Annotated in this window: 17 protein-coding genes and 1 riboswitch; all 17 genes read left to right on the top strand. The window is 70.3% G+C overall.

The annotated features are described in order from the left end of the window. Positions 1–27 precede the first annotated feature (27 nt). Positions 28–1401: an FAD-binding oxidoreductase gene (locus ACFYRY_RS06585; protein ID WP_389140713.1), complete on the top strand. Its 1374-nt coding sequence runs from the start codon at positions 28–30 to the stop codon at positions 1399–1401. Positions 1402–2054: 653 nt separating this feature from the next. Then, positions 2055–2951 carry a TauD/TfdA dioxygenase family protein gene (locus ACFYRY_RS06580; protein WP_389140711.1) on the top strand — a complete coding sequence of 299 codons (897 nt, stop codon included), beginning with the start codon at positions 2055–2057 and terminating at the stop codon, positions 2949–2951. Then, positions 2948–3841 carry an ABC transporter permease gene (locus tag ACFYRY_RS06575; protein ID WP_389140709.1) on the top strand — a complete coding sequence of 298 codons (894 nt, stop codon included), beginning with the start codon at positions 2948–2950 and terminating at the stop codon, positions 3839–3841. The genes ACFYRY_RS06580 and ACFYRY_RS06575 overlap by 4 nt, the downstream gene beginning before the upstream one ends. Then, entirely contained in the window at positions 3838–4569 is a 732-nt protein-coding gene (locus ACFYRY_RS06570; RefSeq protein ID WP_389140707.1) for an ABC transporter ATP-binding protein, read from the top strand. Before ACFYRY_RS06575 ends, ACFYRY_RS06570 begins: the two co-directional genes overlap by 4 nt. 42 nt (positions 4570–4611) lie before the next feature. Beyond that, positions 4612–5670: an ABC transporter substrate-binding protein gene (locus ACFYRY_RS06565; protein WP_389140705.1), complete on the top strand. Its 1059-nt coding sequence runs from the start codon at positions 4612–4614 to the stop codon at positions 5668–5670. After that, entirely contained in the window at positions 5667–6995 is a 1329-nt protein-coding gene (locus ACFYRY_RS06560) for an LLM class flavin-dependent oxidoreductase (RefSeq protein ID WP_389140703.1), read from the top strand. The genes ACFYRY_RS06565 and ACFYRY_RS06560 overlap by 4 nt, the downstream gene beginning before the upstream one ends. Beyond that, the gene (locus ACFYRY_RS06555; RefSeq protein ID WP_389140701.1) at positions 6988–7830 is read left to right on the top strand and encodes an ABC transporter ATP-binding protein; all 843 of its coding nucleotides are present in this window, start codon (positions 6988–6990) and stop codon (positions 7828–7830) included. Before ACFYRY_RS06560 ends, ACFYRY_RS06555 begins: the two co-directional genes overlap by 8 nt. Beyond that, a complete protein-coding gene (locus tag ACFYRY_RS06550) occupies positions 7827–8639 on the top strand; it encodes an ABC transporter permease (RefSeq protein WP_389140699.1) in 813 nt (270 codons plus the stop codon). Before ACFYRY_RS06555 ends, ACFYRY_RS06550 begins: the two co-directional genes overlap by 4 nt. A gap of 24 nt (positions 8640–8663) precedes the next feature. Next, complete coding sequence (locus tag ACFYRY_RS06545; RefSeq protein ID WP_389140697.1) at positions 8664–10268, top strand: FAD-dependent oxidoreductase; 1605 nt, start codon at positions 8664–8666, stop codon at positions 10266–10268. Beyond that, positions 10265–10597 carry a 4Fe-4S binding protein gene (locus ACFYRY_RS06540; RefSeq protein WP_389140695.1) on the top strand — a complete coding sequence of 111 codons (333 nt, stop codon included), beginning with the start codon at positions 10265–10267 and terminating at the stop codon, positions 10595–10597. The genes ACFYRY_RS06545 and ACFYRY_RS06540 overlap by 4 nt, the downstream gene beginning before the upstream one ends. A 418-nt stretch (positions 10598–11015) precedes the next feature. Beyond that, positions 11016–11906, top strand: a complete 891-nt coding sequence (locus ACFYRY_RS06535; protein ID WP_389140693.1) for a glutathione S-transferase C-terminal domain-containing protein — start codon at positions 11016–11018, stop codon at positions 11904–11906. 39 nt (positions 11907–11945) lie between these two features. Next, a riboswitch (SAM riboswitch) is annotated at positions 11946–12054 on the top strand. Positions 12055–12085: 31 nt separating this feature from the next. Then, complete coding sequence (locus ACFYRY_RS06530; protein ID WP_389140691.1) at positions 12086–12235, top strand: hypothetical protein; 150 nt, start codon at positions 12086–12088, stop codon at positions 12233–12235. Between the two features lie 143 nt (positions 12236–12378). After that, positions 12379–13359, top strand: coding sequence for an amino acid ABC transporter permease (locus ACFYRY_RS06525; RefSeq protein WP_389140689.1), 981 nt, complete (start codon positions 12379–12381; stop codon positions 13357–13359). After that, positions 13356–14153 carry an amino acid ABC transporter ATP-binding protein gene (locus tag ACFYRY_RS06520; protein ID WP_389140687.1) on the top strand — a complete coding sequence of 266 codons (798 nt, stop codon included), beginning with the start codon at positions 13356–13358 and terminating at the stop codon, positions 14151–14153. The genes ACFYRY_RS06525 and ACFYRY_RS06520 overlap by 4 nt, the downstream gene beginning before the upstream one ends. Positions 14154–14216: 63 nt before the next feature. After that, positions 14217–15242, top strand: a complete 1026-nt coding sequence (locus ACFYRY_RS06515) for a transporter substrate-binding domain-containing protein (RefSeq protein ID WP_389140685.1) — start codon at positions 14217–14219, stop codon at positions 15240–15242. 105 nt (positions 15243–15347) lie between these two features. Then, a complete protein-coding gene (locus tag ACFYRY_RS06510) occupies positions 15348–16109 on the top strand; it encodes a GNAT family N-acetyltransferase (protein ID WP_389140683.1) in 762 nt (253 codons plus the stop codon). A gap of 2 nt (positions 16110–16111) precedes the next feature. After that, positions 16112–16255, top strand: coding sequence for a putative leader peptide (locus ACFYRY_RS06505; RefSeq protein ID WP_389140681.1), 144 nt, complete (start codon positions 16112–16114; stop codon positions 16253–16255). Positions 16256–16280: the final 25 nt, after the last annotated feature.

The raw sequence follows: 16280 nt of genomic DNA, 5'->3' as shown, positions 1-16280 counted from the left end.
CGCACGTGCGACGAAGGACCGGAACCTGTGACCGCACCCGCAACAACCGCGTCCGCCCAGCTCCTGGGCCTCCTGGCCCGTGACCTGGCCCCCGACCGGCTGACCACGGACCATGGAGCGCTCGCCCCGTACGCCACCGACCGGTCCGGTACCCGGCCCGTGGGCAGTCCGCTGGCCGTCGTGCACGCCCGGCGCACCAAGGACGTGACCGTCACGCTCCGGCACGCGCACGCCCTGCGGGTGCCGGTGGTGCCGCGCGGTGCGGGCACCGGCCTGTCAGGCGGAGCCTCGGCGGGCGAGGGCGCGCTCGTCCTGGACCTGTCGGGGATGAACCGGGTGCTCGAACTGTCGGCGGACGACCAGCTCGCCGTCGTCGAACCCGGCGTGATCACCGCCGATCTTGACCGCGCCGCCGCCGCGCACGGGCTGCGGTACACGCCCGATCCGGCGAGCGCCGCCCTGTCCACGATCGGCGGGAACATCGCCACGAACGCGGGCGGTCTGCGCTGCGCGAAGTACGGGGTGACCCGGGACAGCGTGCTCGGCCTGGAGGCGGTGCTGGCCGACGGCAGTGTGCTGCGGACCGGCCGCCGGACAGTCAAGGGAGTCACCGGCTACGACCTGACCGCCCTGCTCACCGGCTCGGAGGGCACCCTGGCGGTGATCACGTCGGCCACCCTGCGGCTGCGTCCGATCCCGGTGGCGACGGCCACGCTCGCCGCGTACTTCTCCTCGTTCGAGCGGGCCGCCGAGGCGTCGTACGCCATCGCCCGTGCCGGTGTCGAGCCCGCGCTCGCAGAACTCGTCGACGGGCCGGTGCTCCAGGCGATCGACCCGGCGCTGCGGGAGCGGGGCGCGGCCCTGCTGCTCGTCCAGTGCGACGGCGCGGGCGCGGCGGCCGAGGCGGCGTCGGTCGCCCGGCTTCTGAAGCCGCTGGCGGCAACCGTGGAAACGACCACGGATCCCGCCGAGGCCGAGGTGCTCCTCGCCGCCCGCCGACTGGCCCTGCCCGCGCTGGAACGCCTCGGCCGGCCGCTGATTGAGGACATCGTGGTGCCCCGCTCCCGGCTCGCCGAGGCGGCCTCGGAGATCCGGGCCATTTCCGTACGCCATGACGTGCCGGTCTTCACCATCGCGCACGCGGCGGACGGCAACCTCCACCCGATCATCGTCGTCGACCCGTCCCTGCCAGGTCTGCCGGACGCGGCCTGGGAAGCGGCGGGCGAGATCTTCGCGCTGGCCCTGCGACTCGGCGGCACGCTCACCGGCGAGCACGGTGTGGGGGTGCTCAAGCGGCAATGGGTGGCGGACGAACTGGGGCCCGCGGCGCACGCGTTGCAGCGCAGACTCAGGGAGGCGTTCGACCCGCGGAGCATTCTCAACCCCGGCAAGTCGCTCTGAAGGGCTTACCACGTGATACCCACGGCCGCAGGGGAGGGGCCATGGGGGTTCCTGTTCGAGGGGAAGCGAAGCGCGCCGAGCGGGACGAGTGGTCGGTGCGGCCGCGCAGACGTTGGCCCCCGACGCGCGCGTCAAAGGCACGTACGGCTGTCCGCAGCGTCCACGCCGGTTCCGTGTCCGCGATGCGAGACCTGTCCGGAAAGTTATTGACCCACGTGGTGGACGTCTGCTGAACTCCCGTGCCATGAACCCGCGCGTGGACCTCACTCGGCGGCGCCACATCGATCTGGCGCACGTCTCCAGCGCGTTTTGTTGTCGCTGACCCGGTAAGTGGTCCCCGGCGGCAACCGGTGCGCGCGCGTGTCGTGCGGAAGCGGTCCGAAACGCCCGTAATGCGGCGTCGCCCTGTGGGACAGCCGTGTCCGCCTCCTGAGCGGTTGCTCCTCCGGCCTGATCTCTTCGCCCTGTCCGCACAGGCTGAGGTGCGCTCTCCCCTGCGTCGTCCTCGTACCGACTGCCCGATCTCCCGTTGATCGGGTCGCGAGTCGGCCGTTCACTCACGCTCTCTGCTCTCTGCTCTCCGTTCTCCGCTCCCAGCACGGAGCACCCAGCTCTCAGCCGCGCGCCCGCTTCCTCCCGAGAAGGACTCCCTCATGCCCGTGTCCATCCGTAAGCTCACCAGCCGCATCGGCGCGGTCGTCGAAGGCGTCGACCTCGCGGCGCCACCCGACCTCTCGACAGTCACGACGCTCCGAGACGCCCTCAACGAGCACAAGGCGATCGTGTTCGACGACGTGCAGCTCGACAACGTCGGTCAGGAGCGCGTGGCCGGGTGGTTCGGCGAACTCACCACCGCCCACCCGAACGTGCCGGCCGCCGGCGGCACCACGAATGTCCTCGCCGTCGACAGCGCGACCTCCAAGGCCAACGAGTGGCACACGGACGTCACCTTCGTGGCCAACCCGCCGCAGCTCACCACGCTCCGGTCCATCGTGACCACGCCCTACGGCGGCCAGACTCTCATCGCCAACGCCGCCGCGGCCTACCGCGACCTGCCCGAACCGCTGCGCTCCCTCGCGGACACGCTGCGCGTCGTGCACACCAACCAGTACGACTACGCCCGCCCCGCAGCCAGCACGGCACAGCGACAGGAGTACGACCGGGCCTTCGTCTCGACGCCCTACGAGGCAGAGCACCCGGTCGTACGAGTTCACCCGCTCACCGGCGAACGCGGGCTGTTCATCGGCGGGTTCGCCAAGCGGATCGTCGGCCTGTCGAGCAGGGACTCGGCGGATCTGCTGCGCATCCTCCAGTCGTACGTGACCCGTCCCGAGAACATCCTGAGCTGGACATGGTCCCCGAACCAGCTGCTGATCTTCGACAACCGGATCACCCAGCACTACGCGGTGGACAACTACGACGACCACCCGCGCCGCCTCAACCGGGTGACCATCGCAGGAGAGGTACCGACGGGTGTCGACGGCCGCCGCAGCGAGCAGCTCGTCGGCGATGCCTCGCACTACAGCAGCGTGCTGGCGGTGGCGGCATGACCGAGCTCAGCCTCAAGGCGCCGGCCGTCACCAAGGTCCCGGACGCCGAGACGACGGGCACGCGGGAACGCGAGGTGTTCCTGCCGAGCGACGCCCGCCGCCGGACGCCGCTCAGCACCCTCCGCGAGCGCCTGCGCTGGCCGCTGGGCATCTACACGACTCCGGTCGCGATCCTCATCGCCTGGGAGATCCTCGCCCGGACCGGAGTGGTGTCGAACACCTACGCCCCCGCGCCGACCTCGATCGTGAGGTCCGCCGCTGATCTGTGGCAACAGGGTGTCCTCGGGCCCGACTTGGCCATCTCGCTGCAGCGGGCCGGCATCGGTCTCGCGATCGGTCTGACGGTGGGCATCGTCAGCGGGGTGCTCGGCGGGCTGCTACGCAGCGGTGAGTACCTGTTCAACGGCTTGGTACAGGTGCTGAACACGATCCCGCTCCTCGCGGTGCTGCCGCTGATGATCGTGTGGTTCGGTATCGACGAGCTCACGAAGGTGCTGCTGATCTCCTTCGGAGCCGGCGTCCCGATGTACCTCAACCTGTTCGCCGCGATCCGGGGCGTCGACCAGCGGCTCATCGAGATGGCGCGGACGACGGGCGCGGGCACGTGGCGCCTGGTGACGCGGGTGCTGGTGCCGGGAGCCCTGCCGGGGTTCCTGGTGGGCCTGCGGTTCTCGCTCGCGTACAGCGTCCTGGGCCTCGTCGCCGCCGAAACGGTCAACGCCGACAAGGGACTCGGCTTCCTCATCACCCAAGGGCAGACGTATCTCCAGACCAACCAGGTCTTCGTGGGGCTGGTGATCTACTCGCTCCTCGGTCTGCTCGCCGACCAGTTCGTCCGGGCTCTCGAGCGGGTGCTGCTGCGGTGGCGACCCAGTTATGAGGCGTCATGAGCGGCACGATTGCGACCGAACCCCGTCGACGGACCGGGGTCGTCGTCGAGCAGGTGGTCCGGCAGTTCGGCGACCGAGTGGTGCTCGACCACCTCGACCTCACCATCGCCGACGAGGAATTGGTGATCCTGCTCGGTCCTTCGGGCTGCGGCAAGAGCACCCTGTTGCGGCTGCTCGCCGGACTGGACCGGCCCGATGACGGGCGCGTCGAGGTCCCGGCGCGGCGTGCGATCGTCTTCCAGGCCGACCGGCTGCTGCCATGGCAGCGGGTACTGCGCAACGTCACGCTCGGCCTGCACGGGTACGACGCTGAGCAGCGGGCACGCGACGTCCTGGCCGAGGTCGGCCTCGCGGGCCGCGAGAAGGCATGGCCCAAGGAGCTCTCCGGCGGCGAGGCCCAGCGGGTCTCACTCGCGCGGGCGCTCGTCTCCGAGCCCGAACTCGTCCTGCTCGACGAGCCGTTCGCCGCCCTCGACGCCATCACCCGGCTGCGCATGCACGACCTCGTACGCGCACTGCGGACCAAGCATCAGGCGGCCATGCTGCTCGTCACCCACGACGTCGACGAGGCGATCGCCCTGGCGGACCGCATCGTCGTCCTGAGCAACGGCCGCATCGGCACCTCGCACGAGGTGCACCTCACCGCCGCGGACCGCGAGGCGAGCATCGCACGCGAGGAACTGCGCGCCCGGCTCCTAGAAGACCTCGGCCTCGCCGGCCAGCACTGACTTCCCCGAACACCGTCACCCAGCACAGAAAGCACGACACCCATGCGAAAGAGAACCACGAGACTCATCGGCGCAGTTGGCTCGCTCGCTCTGGCGAGTACCCTCGTCGCCTGCGGAGGATCGTCGTCGGACACCGCCGCGCCGCTGAGCAACGCCGTCGACGCGAGTGACGCCAAGCACCCCGAGTGGAGCAAGTACACCTTCACCATCGGCGACAACGGCGGTGACGGCAGCCAGGAACTGGCGAAGCTCACCGGCGTGTTCGACAACGCGCCCTACAAGGTGGAGTTCGCCCGGTTCACCTACGGCCCGCCGCTCGTGCAGGCCGCCGCCTCGGGCGACATCGACCTCGGCAGCGTCGGCGACGTACCGCCGATCACCGGCGCCGCGAAGGAGTACGGCTTCAAGGTCGTCGCCGTCAACCGCTCCCTCACGCCCGACCAGGCGGTGGAGAACATCATCGTGCCGAAGGGCTCGAAGCTGAAGACGGCAGCCGACCTCAAGGGCAAGAAGATCGCTGTCCCGCAGGGCAGTTCGGCCCACGGTCTGGCCCTGAACGCGCTGAAGAGCGTCGGTCTCACCCCCAAGGACGTGAAGCTGGTCTTCCTCGACCCGGCGGCCGGCGCGACAGCGTTCAACACCGGCAAGGTGGACGCCTGGTCGATCTGGAACCCGCAGTCGGCAATCGCGGTCAAGAACGGCGCGCGGATCCTGGTGAAGGGCCTCCCGCCGATCGACCAGACCAGCAGCTACTACGTCGCGAGCGACAAGTCGCTGAAGGACAAGACCAAGCGTGCGGCTCTGACGGACGTCCTGAAGAGGCTGTCGCGAGAGTTCGCCTGGGCGGTCAAGAACCCCGACAAATACGCGCAGGCGCTGTCGAAGGAGCAGGGCATCCCACTGGCCGACGCCAAGGCGTCCCTGGCCGCCTACTCGAACCGGGTGACTCCGGTGGAGCAGTCGGACATCGAACTGGAGCAGAAGCTCGCCGACGCCTTCCTGGAGGCCGGTCAGATCACCAACAAGGTCGACGTCCCGTCGATCGTCGACAACCTCCTCCCGGCCGGTTACGACAGCTCCAAGCTCAAGGTCACCTCATGAGCGCGGGACGGAGGAGGCTCCACCTCAACGCCTTCCTCATGGAGGCGGGCCACCACGAGGCGGCGTGGCGGCTCCCGCACAGCAATCCCCGCGCCGACTTCGATCTCCGGCACTGGATCGAGCTGGCACAGCTCGCCGAGAGCGCCAAGTTCGACTCGCTGTTCCTCGCGGACGGCCCGGCCCTCATCGGTACCGGCGAGTTCCGGCCGCCGGGCCAGCTGGAGCCGCTGACGCTGCTCACCGCGCTGTCCCAGGCGACCAGCAGGATCGGCCTCATCGCGACCGTGTCGTCGACGTACAACGAGCCGTACAACCTCGCCCGTCGGCTCGCGTCGGTCGACCACGTCAGCGGCGGCCGTGCCGGCTGGAACATCGTCACCTCGGCCGGGGCCGACGAGGCCGCCAACTTCGGCCTCGAGGACCGCCCCGGCCACGCCGAGCGCTACGCCCGCGCCGACGAGTTCCTGAAGGTCGCCAAGGCCCTGTGGGACAGCTGGGAGTCCGAGGCCGTCGTCGCGGACCGGACCACCGGCCGCTACGCCGACCCCGCCCGCCTGCACCGGCTCGGCCATGAGGGCAGGTACTTCAAGGTGGCCGGCCCGCTCAACGTCGAGCGTCCGCCGCAGGGCTACCCACTGCTCGTCCAGGCCGGCTCCTCCGAGGACGGCAAGGACTTCGCGGCCCGCCACGCCGAGGCCATCTTCACAGCGCACACGACATACGAGCGCGCGGCCGGCTTCTATGCCGACATCAAGGCACGGACCAGGGCCGCGGGGCGCAACCCGGACGGCGTCATCGTCCTGCCGGGCATCGTCCCGTACCTCGGCTCGACCGAGGAGGAGGCCCGGGCGCTTGCGCGGCAGTTCGATGAGCTGCGCGTCCCGGAGTACGGGCTGCGTCAGTTGGCCGCGGTGTTCGAGACCGAGCCGTCGGTCTTCGAACTCGACCAGCAGCTACCGGAGTTCATCCTGGCGAGGCCGAAGCTGGAGGGCTCGCAGAGCCGTTCCGACCTGATCATCGATCTCGCGGTGCGCGAGCAGCTGACGGTCCGGCAGATCATCTCCCGGCTCGGGGGCGGACGCGGCCACTTCGAGTTCGTCGGCACACCCGAGCAGGTGGCGGACACGATCATCGCCTGGTTCGAGGGCGGTGCCGCGGACGGGTTCAACATCATGGCCCCCGCGCTCCCGTCGGGCCTGGCGGCCTTCGTCGAGCACGTGCTGCCGATCCTGCGCGGCAAGGGGTTGTTCCGCGAGGAGTACGAAGGCACCACCCTGCGTGAGCACTACGGGCTCCCGGTGCCCGCGAACCAGTTCCATGGCTGACCCGCTTTCCGGGCCTGATCCGCTTCCCACGGCCGGCCCGCTTCCCCTGGCTGACCCGCTCGCGACGCCCGCCGCTTCCACTTCTCGGAGCGGCGGGAGTCCGCCCGCGCTGCGGGTCGAGGGCCTGCGCAAGACGTACGGGGACGGCTTCACCGCGGTGGCCGGGCTCGACCTGGAGATACCGGACGGCGCGTTCTTCGGGCTGCTCGGCCCGAACGGCGCCGGGAAGACCACGCTCATCGGCTCGGTGTGCAACATCGTGCGCCCCAGCGCCGGCACCCTCTCCATCTTCGGACACGACCACCGCAGCCGTCAGGCCCGGAGACTGCTGGGTCTGGCCGCGCAGGAGATCAACGTCGACCGGTTCCTGTCCATCCGGCAGATCTTGGTCTACCACGCGGGCTTCCACGGCATCGGGCGGAAGGCGGCCACCCGGCGCGCGGACGAACTGCTCGCCCTGTTCCGCCTCGACGACAAGGCCGACGTACGCGCCTACGAACTCTCCGGCGGCATGCAACGGCGCCTCGTCCTCGCGCGGGCCCTCATGCACCGCCCCCGCCTGCTCATCCTGGACGAGCCGACCGCCGGCGTCGACGTCGAGCTGCGCTCGGAGATCTGGCGGGTCGTGAAGGGCCTCAACGCGGCCGGCACCACGGTCCTGCTGACGACGCACTACCTGGAGGAGGCGGAGACCTTGTGCGACGAGATCGCGTTGCTGCGAGCGGGCCGGATCGTCGACCGCGGCTCCGCCGCCTCGCTGCGGGAGCGGTACGCGGCCCGGGACATCTCGGAGGTCTACGACCGGGTGATCACGGCCGAGGAGATGGCCTCGTGAGCAGCACCGAGACGCAAGCCCTCCCGGCGTACGACGAGTCCTTCCGGCCGCAGCGCTCACCGTTCCTGTGGTTCCTGGAGCGCGAGGTCCTGCGTTTCCTCAGGATCTGGCGCTACAGCGTCGTCGGTCCGGTGCTGTCGACCGTGCTGTTCGTCGTGGTCTTCGGATCGGCTCTCGGCTCGCACGTCGACACGATCGACGGCGTCGGCTACGGCAGCTTCATCGTGCCCGGCCTCTTCGCCCAGGCGATCGTCAACGTCGGCTTCTTCAACGGGACGACCAGTCTGTTCGAGGCCCGCCGGGACCAGTACATCAACGACGTGTTCGCGAGCCCGCTCAGGTGGTGGGAGATCAACGCGGCACTGGTGGGCGCCGGCGTCGCCCGAGGCGTCGTCGTGGGCGCGGGCGTCCTGACGGTGGCCCTGCCGCTCACCCACGGCGGCGCTCCGGCCCGCCCCCTCGTCCTGCTGTTCGGCACGCTCGGAGTGCTCCTGGTCGCCGCGCAGGTCGGCGTGATCGCGGGCGGTCACGCCAAGTCCCTCGACCATGTCTACTCCATGGAGTCGATCATCCTGCTGCCGCTGGGCTTCCTCGGCGGCGTCTTCTACTCGATCCATCAACTGCCGCCGTTCTGGAACTACGTGAGCCACCTCGACCCCGTCTTCTGGCTGGTCCAGGTCGAACGGATCGGGTTCCTCGGCAAAGGCGACGTCAGCGCCGGCTGGGCCCTTGCCGTGGTCTGGGGTCTGGCGGCGACGCTGACGGCCTGGTCGGCCGCGATGTTCGCCACCGGCCGACTCAAACCCTGAACCCCGTACGGGAAGGAACACATCATGACGAGCACCGAACCCGAACAGACCCTGTCCACCGACGTATTGGTGATCGGCGGCGGCCCCGCGGGCACCTGGGCCGCGATCAAGGCCGCTCAGGCCGGCGCCGACGTCGTCCTCGCCGACAAGGGATACACGGGCGCGAGCGGAGCGACCGCATCCGTCGGCACCGGCATCTGGTACGTGGACGATGTCCCCGAGCTGCGCGAGGCCGCCATGGCGAGCCGTGAGGCACTCGGCGGGTTCCTCGCCGACCGGGACTGGATGGCGCGCGTCCTCGACGAGACGCACGCGCGCATGGACGAACTGGCCCGCGTCCAGCGCTACCCGTTCCCCGTCGACGCCCAGGGCCGTCAGCTGCGCGGCGACCTCCAGGGGCCCGAGTACATGCGGCGCCAGCGCACCCGGGTGCGGCGACTCGGTGTCCGCATCCTCGACCACACCCCGGCGCTGGAGCTCTTGACCGACGCCGACGGCGTCGTCTCGGGGGCGCGGGCGATGGACCGTACGACCGGTGAGACCGTCCGCATCGAGGCCGGGGCGGTGGTACTCGCCGCAGGAGGATGCGCGTTCCTGTCGAAGACGCTCGGCTGCGACGTCAACACCGGGGACGGCGCGCTGCTGGCCGTCGAGGCGGGGGCGCGGCTGTCCGGGATGGAGTTCTCCAACGCCTACGCCATCGCCCCGAAGGGCACGTCGCTGACCAAGACCGCCTACTACTCGTGGGCGACCTTCTACCGTGCCGACGGCTCGGTGCTGGAAGGCGCGGCCAGCAAGGGCGGCCGGTCGGTGATCGCGAGGGCCCTGCTCACGGAGCCGGTCTACGCCCGCTTCGACAAGGCCACACCGGACGAGCAGCTGGCGATGCGCAAGGGCCAGCCGAACACCTTCCTGGTCTTCGACCGGCTGGGCATCGACCCCTTCACCGACCTGTTCGAGATCACCCTGCTCGCCGAGGGCACGGTGCGCGGGACCGGCGGTGTCCGCATCGCCGGCCACGACTGCTCCACCGACGTCCCCGGCCTGTACGCGGCCGGCGACACCGCGACCCGCGAGCTGATCTGCGGCGGCTTCACCGGCGGCGGCAGCCACAACGCCGCGTGGGCGGCGTCCTCGGGCAGCTGGGCGGGCCGGGGCGCCGCCACGTTCGCCGCCGGGCGCGGCCGTCCGGACCGCGCCGTGCGCCCAGTGGGCACGGCGGGCCTGCGCCCCACGGGCGCGGTGAGCGTCGGCCACAGCGAGGTCGTCACCGCCGTACAACGCGAGGTCCTGCCGTACGACCGCAACTATCTGCGACACGCGGACCGTCTGGAGCCGGCGCTGCGTTCGCTGCACGAGACGTGGTCCGCGGTCCGTGAAGGGCTGGGAGCGAGCGGCGAGGCGCTGTTCCGGGCCAGGGAAGCGGCCGCGATGGTGGCCCACGGCCGCTGGATGTACCACGCGGCGCTGCAGCGCACCGAGTCGCGCGGTATGCACAAGCGGGTCGACCGGCCGGCGCAGGACCCGGCCCAGCACCACCGGCTGCTCACCGGTGGGCTGGACGAGGTCTGGAGCCGCCCGGAGTCGGTGCAAAGGCAACTGGTCGCGAGCGGAGGGCGAGCCGCATGATCGAGATCGTCGACCCGGATCGCTGCATCGCCTGCGACCGGTGCATCGAGGTGTGCCCGACGCGCGTCTTCGATCGCGGCGCTGACGGCGTTCCGGCGATCGCGCGCCAGGACAGCTGCCAGACCTGCTTCCAGTGCGAGGCGTACTGCCCGGCCGACGCGCTGTTCGTCGCCCCACTGGTGACCGCGGTGGCTCCCGGCTCGCGCTTCCGTGATGTGACAGAGCTCGAGGACTCCGGTCTGCTCGGCGGCTACCGGCGTGAGCTCGGCTGGGGCAGGGGAAGGACGCTCGGCGCCCGCACCGCGGTCGGACCGGAGTATCCGGACTGACCAAAGCCTGGATCGTCGCAGGATCCAGGCCCAGCACAACCTGTCGTCCCGATGATGCCCCGACCGTGCAGGCGGGCCGCCGTCCATCGGGGCGTCCGCGATGCGGGACGCCCCTCTTGACGTGGTTCGCTGTCGGATCGACACTCACTGAGGGAATCCTAGTGAATAGGTAGGGAAATTATGAGGCGCTTGGAGTCGGTCACTGTCCGAGTGAGCCGTTCGCCTCTTCTGACCTCCCGCCGTCACATCGATCTGCTGCGTGTCTGCAGCGCTGTCAACCCCCGGGCTGAGCCGCGCCCATCCCGCACCGGAGACGCCCTCGGGCGTCGTGCCGTCCGGTGCGTACGGGAGAGCTCCGCTCCCTCACCCGACGTCGCTTCCGCCGCACGTACGTCCGCGCCCGCTCCCGGGGAGAGCCATGACCGTCACACCGCTGGCCGCCCACACCTCCGACCGACCCGCGCCCGCCTTCCGGGGCCGGATCGGCCGGGACGCACGAAGCGGCCACTACGCCGTTCCCGGCCGGTACCGACTCCATCTGTCGACCGCCTGTCCCGACGGCCTGCGCATCGCCATCGCCCACGGCCTGCTGGGCCTGGACACCGTCTGTCCGGTCACCTTCCTGCCAGCCGTCCCCGACAGCCCCGACGGCGGCCACTCGGCCCTGCGGCGACTGTATGAGGCCAGCGCCCACCGGTACACCGGTCCGGCCGTCGCGCAAGTGCTCAGCGACGACTGGTCCGGACGGATCGTCAGCACCAATGCCCCGGACATCATGCTCGACCTCGACCGCCGGTTTGACGGTGACCGTCTCTCGCTCTACCCGTGCGGCGCAGAGTCGGAGATCGAGACGGTCGAGCGGATGTGCGCGCAGGGCATCGAACAGGCCGCGCAGCGCGCCGGATCGGCCGGTGGCGAGCCGGTGGACCGTGACATGGCACTGACCACGCTGCTGGAAACGCTCGGCGCCCTGGAGCGCCGGCTCGCAGGGCGCGCGCACCTGGTCCGCGACGAAGTCACCGCCGCCGACGTCGAGTTGTGGGTCGCCCTGGTCCAACTCGACACCGTGCACCGCAACCACCTCGACGCCTTCGCCGTCCAGCGCATCGCCGACCACCCGACCCTGTGGGCCTACGCCCGCCGCCTGGCCGCCCACCCGGCGTTCGGCGGAAACCTCGACCTCGGCGGCATCGCACGCCGTCACCACGCCCGCTGCCACGGCCTGGAGGCCGCCGGAGCAGCCGTCCAGATCCTGGACTGGGTGGCACACGCAGCCCATCAGCCCGCTCACCTGGTGGACCGGCGTTGACATTCGTTCGGGCAGTTGTCTTAACTTACGGCTCAGAACGGTCATGAGCGTCAGCGACAAGCCCTGGCTTGCTGACCGGCAACCCTCGCTCCGCGGTGGGGTGCCCCAGGTGACGACCCGACCGACGATGTTTCGGTAAGCGCGAGGCCCACAAGGGCCGGAACAGTGACGGTGACGCCATGTACGCAGCTCCCAGGACGGCCGTACGCCGCCCTCAGGGCTGCGTGCGGCCGTACGCGAACCTGCTCGTCGCCGACCGCACCGTCGATCTGCTCCGCGTGAACAGCGCACTGTGTACCGCACCGGGCCGCGCCCGCTGTCGGGGCTGACACCTCCCCGCAGCCCCCGCCTTCCCTGACGAACACCGCCCGCGCGGTGTGCCGTCGTCCTCCCGCCCCCGGTACCTCGCCGTCGTGTGCGCCCCCGCGTGCCGCCGCGCCTCCGGGGTGTTCCCACCCAGCCGGAGCCCACCATGAGTGAACCCCCTGGCGCCACCGTCACCTTCCCCAAGGCGGCGGCCGCCGACGAACCGTCGAAAGCCCTCACTGCCCAGCGAGTTCTGCCGCTACGACGGCCAGGACGCTGGATCGCCACCGCGGTCGTGCTGGTCCTGGTCGCCCAGTTCGTGCACGGTCTGGTCTCCAACCCCTTCTACCAGTGGGACCGCTTCAGCTACTGGTTCCTGCGCCCCACCATCCTCGACGGCCTGCTCATCACCCTCGAAGTCGCCGCCTACAGCGCGGTGTTGGGCCTCGTCGGCGGCATCCTGCTCGCGCTGGCCCGGCTCTCCAAGAGCCCGGTGCTGCGCGCGGTCAGCTGGACCTACGTCTGGGCGTTCCGCTCCATCCCGCTCATCGTGGTGCTGATCTTCCTCTACAACTTCAGTGCCCTGTACAAGACATTGAGCGTCGGTGTCCCCTTCGGCCCGGCCTTCTTCTCCTTCGACGAGTCGAGACTCGCCACCGACATGGTCGTCGCCGTCATCGGCCTCAGCCTCAACGAGGCCGCCTACGCGGCCGAGGTAGTCCGTGGCGGCATCCTCTCCGTCGACCAGGGCCAGCACGAGGCGGCTGCGGCGCTCGGCCTGCCGAAGAGCTACCAGTTCCGGAAGATCGTCTTTCCGCAGGCGCTGCGCTCGATCATCCCGAACTACGTCAACCAGCTCATCGGCCTGATCAAGGGCACCTCGCTGGTCTTCTACGTCTCCCTGCTGGACCTGTTCGGCTCCGCGCAGACGATGGGCTCCACCTACCCCGGCGACATCGTGCCGCTGCTGCTGGTGGTCACCGTCTGGTACCTGATCCTGACCAGTGTCGTCTCCGTCGTCCAGTTCTACGTCGAGCGGTACTACGCCCGCGGTGCCACCCGCGGCCTGCCGCCGACGCCGCTGCAGAAGCTCCGTACCGGGCTCACCGACCTGCGGGCCCGCATCCGCCGGGAGGCCGCCGTATGACCGCCGAGACGCTCGAAGCCCTGGCGGACGTCGAGGCCGCCACCGTCGAGGTCCACGACGTGCACAAGTGGTACGGCACCCACCGGGTGCTGGACGGCGTCGACCTGACCGTCCGCCCCGGCGAGGTCACCGTCATCCTCGGCCCCTCCGGCTCCGGCAAGTCCACCCTGCTGCGGGTCATCAACCACCTGGAGAAGCCCGAGATCGGCTACGTCAGCGTCAACGGCGAGCCGATCGGCGTGAAGCGGCAGGGCGAGCGGCTCAAGGAGCTGAGCGAGCGGGCCATCCTCACCCAGCGCGGCCGTATCGGCTTCGTCTTCCAGAACTTCAACCTCTTCCCGCACCTGACCGTCCTGGACAACGTGGCCGCCGCCCCGGTCGCCACCGGCAGGCTCACCAAGCCCGAAGCCCAGGAACTGGCCCGCGAGTTGCTCGCCCGCGTCGGCCTGGCCGACAGGACCGGCGCCTACCCCCGCCAGCTCTCCGGCGGCCAGCAGCAGCGCGTCGCCATCGCGCGCGCCCTCGCCCTGCGCCCCGGAGTCATCCTCTTCGACGAGCCCACCTCCGCCCTGGACCCCGAACTGGTCGGCGAAGTCCTCGCCGTCATCAAGGACCTGGCGACCAGCGGCACCACCCTTCTCATCGTCACCCACGAGATCGGCTTCGCCCGGGAGATCGCCGACCGGGTCGTCTTCATCGACGGCGGAAAGATCATCGAGCAGGGCCCGCCCTCCGAGGTCCTCGACAAGCCCCGGCACGAGCGGACCAGGGACTTCCTCAGCAAGGTCCTCTGACCGCCGCACCCCTCGACTTCCCCCCCAAGCCACCCTCATCACCTCCAGCGACAAGGAACGGCCATGCCCACCCACTTCACCCGACGCAGCCTGATACGCGGCATCACCGCGGCGACCGCCGTCGCCTCCCTGGCCAGCGGGCTCGCCGCCTGCGGTGGTAACAGCGAGGCGGCCACCTCCACCGACAGCGCCAGGTCCGGCGAGGTCGTCATCGGACAGGTCTCCAACGGCGCCGCCCGGCAGACCTCCATCAAGGTCTCCGAGGTCAAGGCCATCAGCGCCGAATTGCCCGCCGCCGTCAAGAAGAGCGGCAAGCTGGAGATCGGCATCGGCGCCCTGCCGGCCGGCTTCCCGCCGCTGGCCTACGTCGGCGGCGACCAGAAGACCCTCACCGGCGCCGAGCCCGACTTCGGCCGCCTGGTCGCCGCCGTCCTCGGACTCAAGCCCGAGGTGAAGAACTCCACCTGGGAGAACCTCTTCGTCGGCATCGACAGCGGCAAGGTCGACGTGGCCTTCTCCAACGTCACCGACACCGAGGAGCGCAAGAAGAAGTACGAGTTCGCCTCCTACCGGCAGGACAACCTCGCCTTCACCGTGCCGAAGAAGAGCACCTGGAACTTCGACGACACCTACGAGAACCTCGCCGGCAAGACCGTCTCCGTCAGCTCCGGCACCAACCAGGAAAAGATCCTCCTGGAGTGGAAGGCCAAGCTGGCCAAGGAGGGCAAGAAGCTCACCGTCAAGTACTTCCAGGACAGCAACAGCGTCTACCTGGCCCTGTCCAGCGGCAAGATCGACGCCTACTTCGGCCCCAACCCCGGCATCGCCTACCACAATCGCCAGGTCGCGAACACGCCCAACGCCACCCGCACCGCAGGCACCTACTCCGGCGCCGGCGGGAGCCTGCAGGGCCTGATCGCGGCCACCGCGAAGAAGGACAGCGGCCTGGCCAAGCCGCTCGCCGACGCCATCAACCACCTGATCAAGAACGGCCAGTACGCCGAGTGGCTCAAGGCCTACAACCTCTCCAACGAGGCTGTCGCCAAGTCCGAGGTCAACCCGCCCGGACTGCCGCTCGACAACTCCTGACCACCGCGTGCCGGGGACTCCACCGCCGCCTCACGGTGGAGCCCCCTCGCGGTGGAGCCCCCTCGCGCCGGACCCCCCGAACCGCACACCGGAGACCGCCACGCCATGTCCGTCATCGCCCTCGACGCCAGGTCCTCGCACATCCTGGACAACCCCGCCTGGGCCGCCCTCACCGGTCCGCACGCCCGCTTCGCCGAACTCCCCCACTCTCGAGTTCGCTCGAGCGGGGGGACCCCCATCGCCCACGCCGTCCGCTACCAGCAGGACGTGGCCCCCTTCCATGCCCTCTCCGACGAGGACGACCCGCGTGCCTGGGCCGACCTCGCCGCACTCGTCGGCCCCGGCGGCACCGCCGCGGTGCGGGGTGTGACCGAGGCGGCGGAGGGCTGGGAGGTCGTGCGCACCGGACACGGCGTCCAGCTCGTGGACACCGCCCTGCGCGCGGAGCCCGACGCCGAGGCCGTACGGCTCGGTCCCGACGACGTGCCCGAGATCCTGGACCTGGTCGCCCGCACGGAGCCGGGCCCTTATCTGCCCCGCACCGTCGAACTGGGCACCTACCTCGGCATCCGCCATCAGGGCCGGCTGATCGCCCTGGCCGGCGAGCGGCTGCACCCGCCGGGCTGGACGGAGATCAGCGCCGTGTGCACCGACCCCGCCCACCGCGGCCGGGGCCTGGCCACCCGTCTGGTCCGCGCGGTCGCCGCCGGCATCAAGGAACGTGGCGAACGCCCCTTCCTGCACGCCGCGGCCACGAACGCCAACGCGATCCGGTTGTACGAGTCGATCGGCTTCACCCTGCGCTGTCGTACGGTCTTCTCGCTCGTCCGGCACACCGGGGCCGCCGCTCTGGAAGAAACGGCATAGCTGTGCCGTTGTCCTTGTCGAAGGTGAGTGCCTGGACCGTTCGGACGGAGGTGCGACACGTGACCCGTGTACTCCGTGCCGTCCGCCTCCACTCCCGGTACCACATCGACCTTCAGCGCGTGGCCGGCGCCCTCTGTAGTTCCTGACCCTCCCCCAGCCTTCGGCCGGGGC

The sequence above is a fragment of the Streptomyces sp. NPDC005263 genome, from assembly GCF_042872365.1.
Classification (GTDB): Bacteria; Actinomycetota; Actinomycetes; order Streptomycetales; family Streptomycetaceae; genus Streptomyces.
This window is presented reverse-complemented; position numbering and strand designations above follow the sequence as displayed.

Bases quoted from the DNA above. Each gene is read 5' to 3' on its own strand.
- ACFYRY_RS06580 (WP_389140711.1), top strand. From the start codon at position 2,055: ATGCCCGTGTCCATCCGTAAGCTCACCAGCCGCATCGGCGCGGTCGTC.
- ACFYRY_RS06575 (WP_389140709.1), top strand. From the start codon at position 2,948: ATGACCGAGCTCAGCCTCAAGGCGCCGGCCGTCACCAAGGTCCCGGAC.
- ACFYRY_RS06570 (WP_389140707.1), top strand. From the start codon at position 3,838: ATGAGCGGCACGATTGCGACCGAACCCCGTCGACGGACCGGGGTCGTC.
- ACFYRY_RS06565 (WP_389140705.1), top strand. From the start codon at position 4,612: ATGCGAAAGAGAACCACGAGACTCATCGGCGCAGTTGGCTCGCTCGCT.
- ACFYRY_RS06560 (WP_389140703.1), top strand. From the start codon at position 5,667: ATGAGCGCGGGACGGAGGAGGCTCCACCTCAACGCCTTCCTCATGGAG.
- ACFYRY_RS06555 (WP_389140701.1), top strand. From the start codon at position 6,988: ATGGCTGACCCGCTTTCCGGGCCTGATCCGCTTCCCACGGCCGGCCCG.
- ACFYRY_RS06545 (WP_389140697.1), top strand. From the start codon at position 8,664: ATGACGAGCACCGAACCCGAACAGACCCTGTCCACCGACGTATTGGTG.
- ACFYRY_RS06540 (WP_389140695.1), top strand. From the start codon at position 10,265: ATGATCGAGATCGTCGACCCGGATCGCTGCATCGCCTGCGACCGGTGC.
- ACFYRY_RS06535 (WP_389140693.1), top strand. From the start codon at position 11,016: ATGACCGTCACACCGCTGGCCGCCCACACCTCCGACCGACCCGCGCCC.
- ACFYRY_RS06530 (WP_389140691.1), top strand. From the start codon at position 12,086: ATGTACGCAGCTCCCAGGACGGCCGTACGCCGCCCTCAGGGCTGCGTG.
- ACFYRY_RS06525 (WP_389140689.1), top strand. From the start codon at position 12,379: ATGAGTGAACCCCCTGGCGCCACCGTCACCTTCCCCAAGGCGGCGGCC.
- ACFYRY_RS06520 (WP_389140687.1), top strand. From the start codon at position 13,356: ATGACCGCCGAGACGCTCGAAGCCCTGGCGGACGTCGAGGCCGCCACC.
- ACFYRY_RS06515 (WP_389140685.1), top strand. From the start codon at position 14,217: ATGCCCACCCACTTCACCCGACGCAGCCTGATACGCGGCATCACCGCG.
- ACFYRY_RS06510 (WP_389140683.1), top strand. From the start codon at position 15,348: ATGTCCGTCATCGCCCTCGACGCCAGGTCCTCGCACATCCTGGACAAC.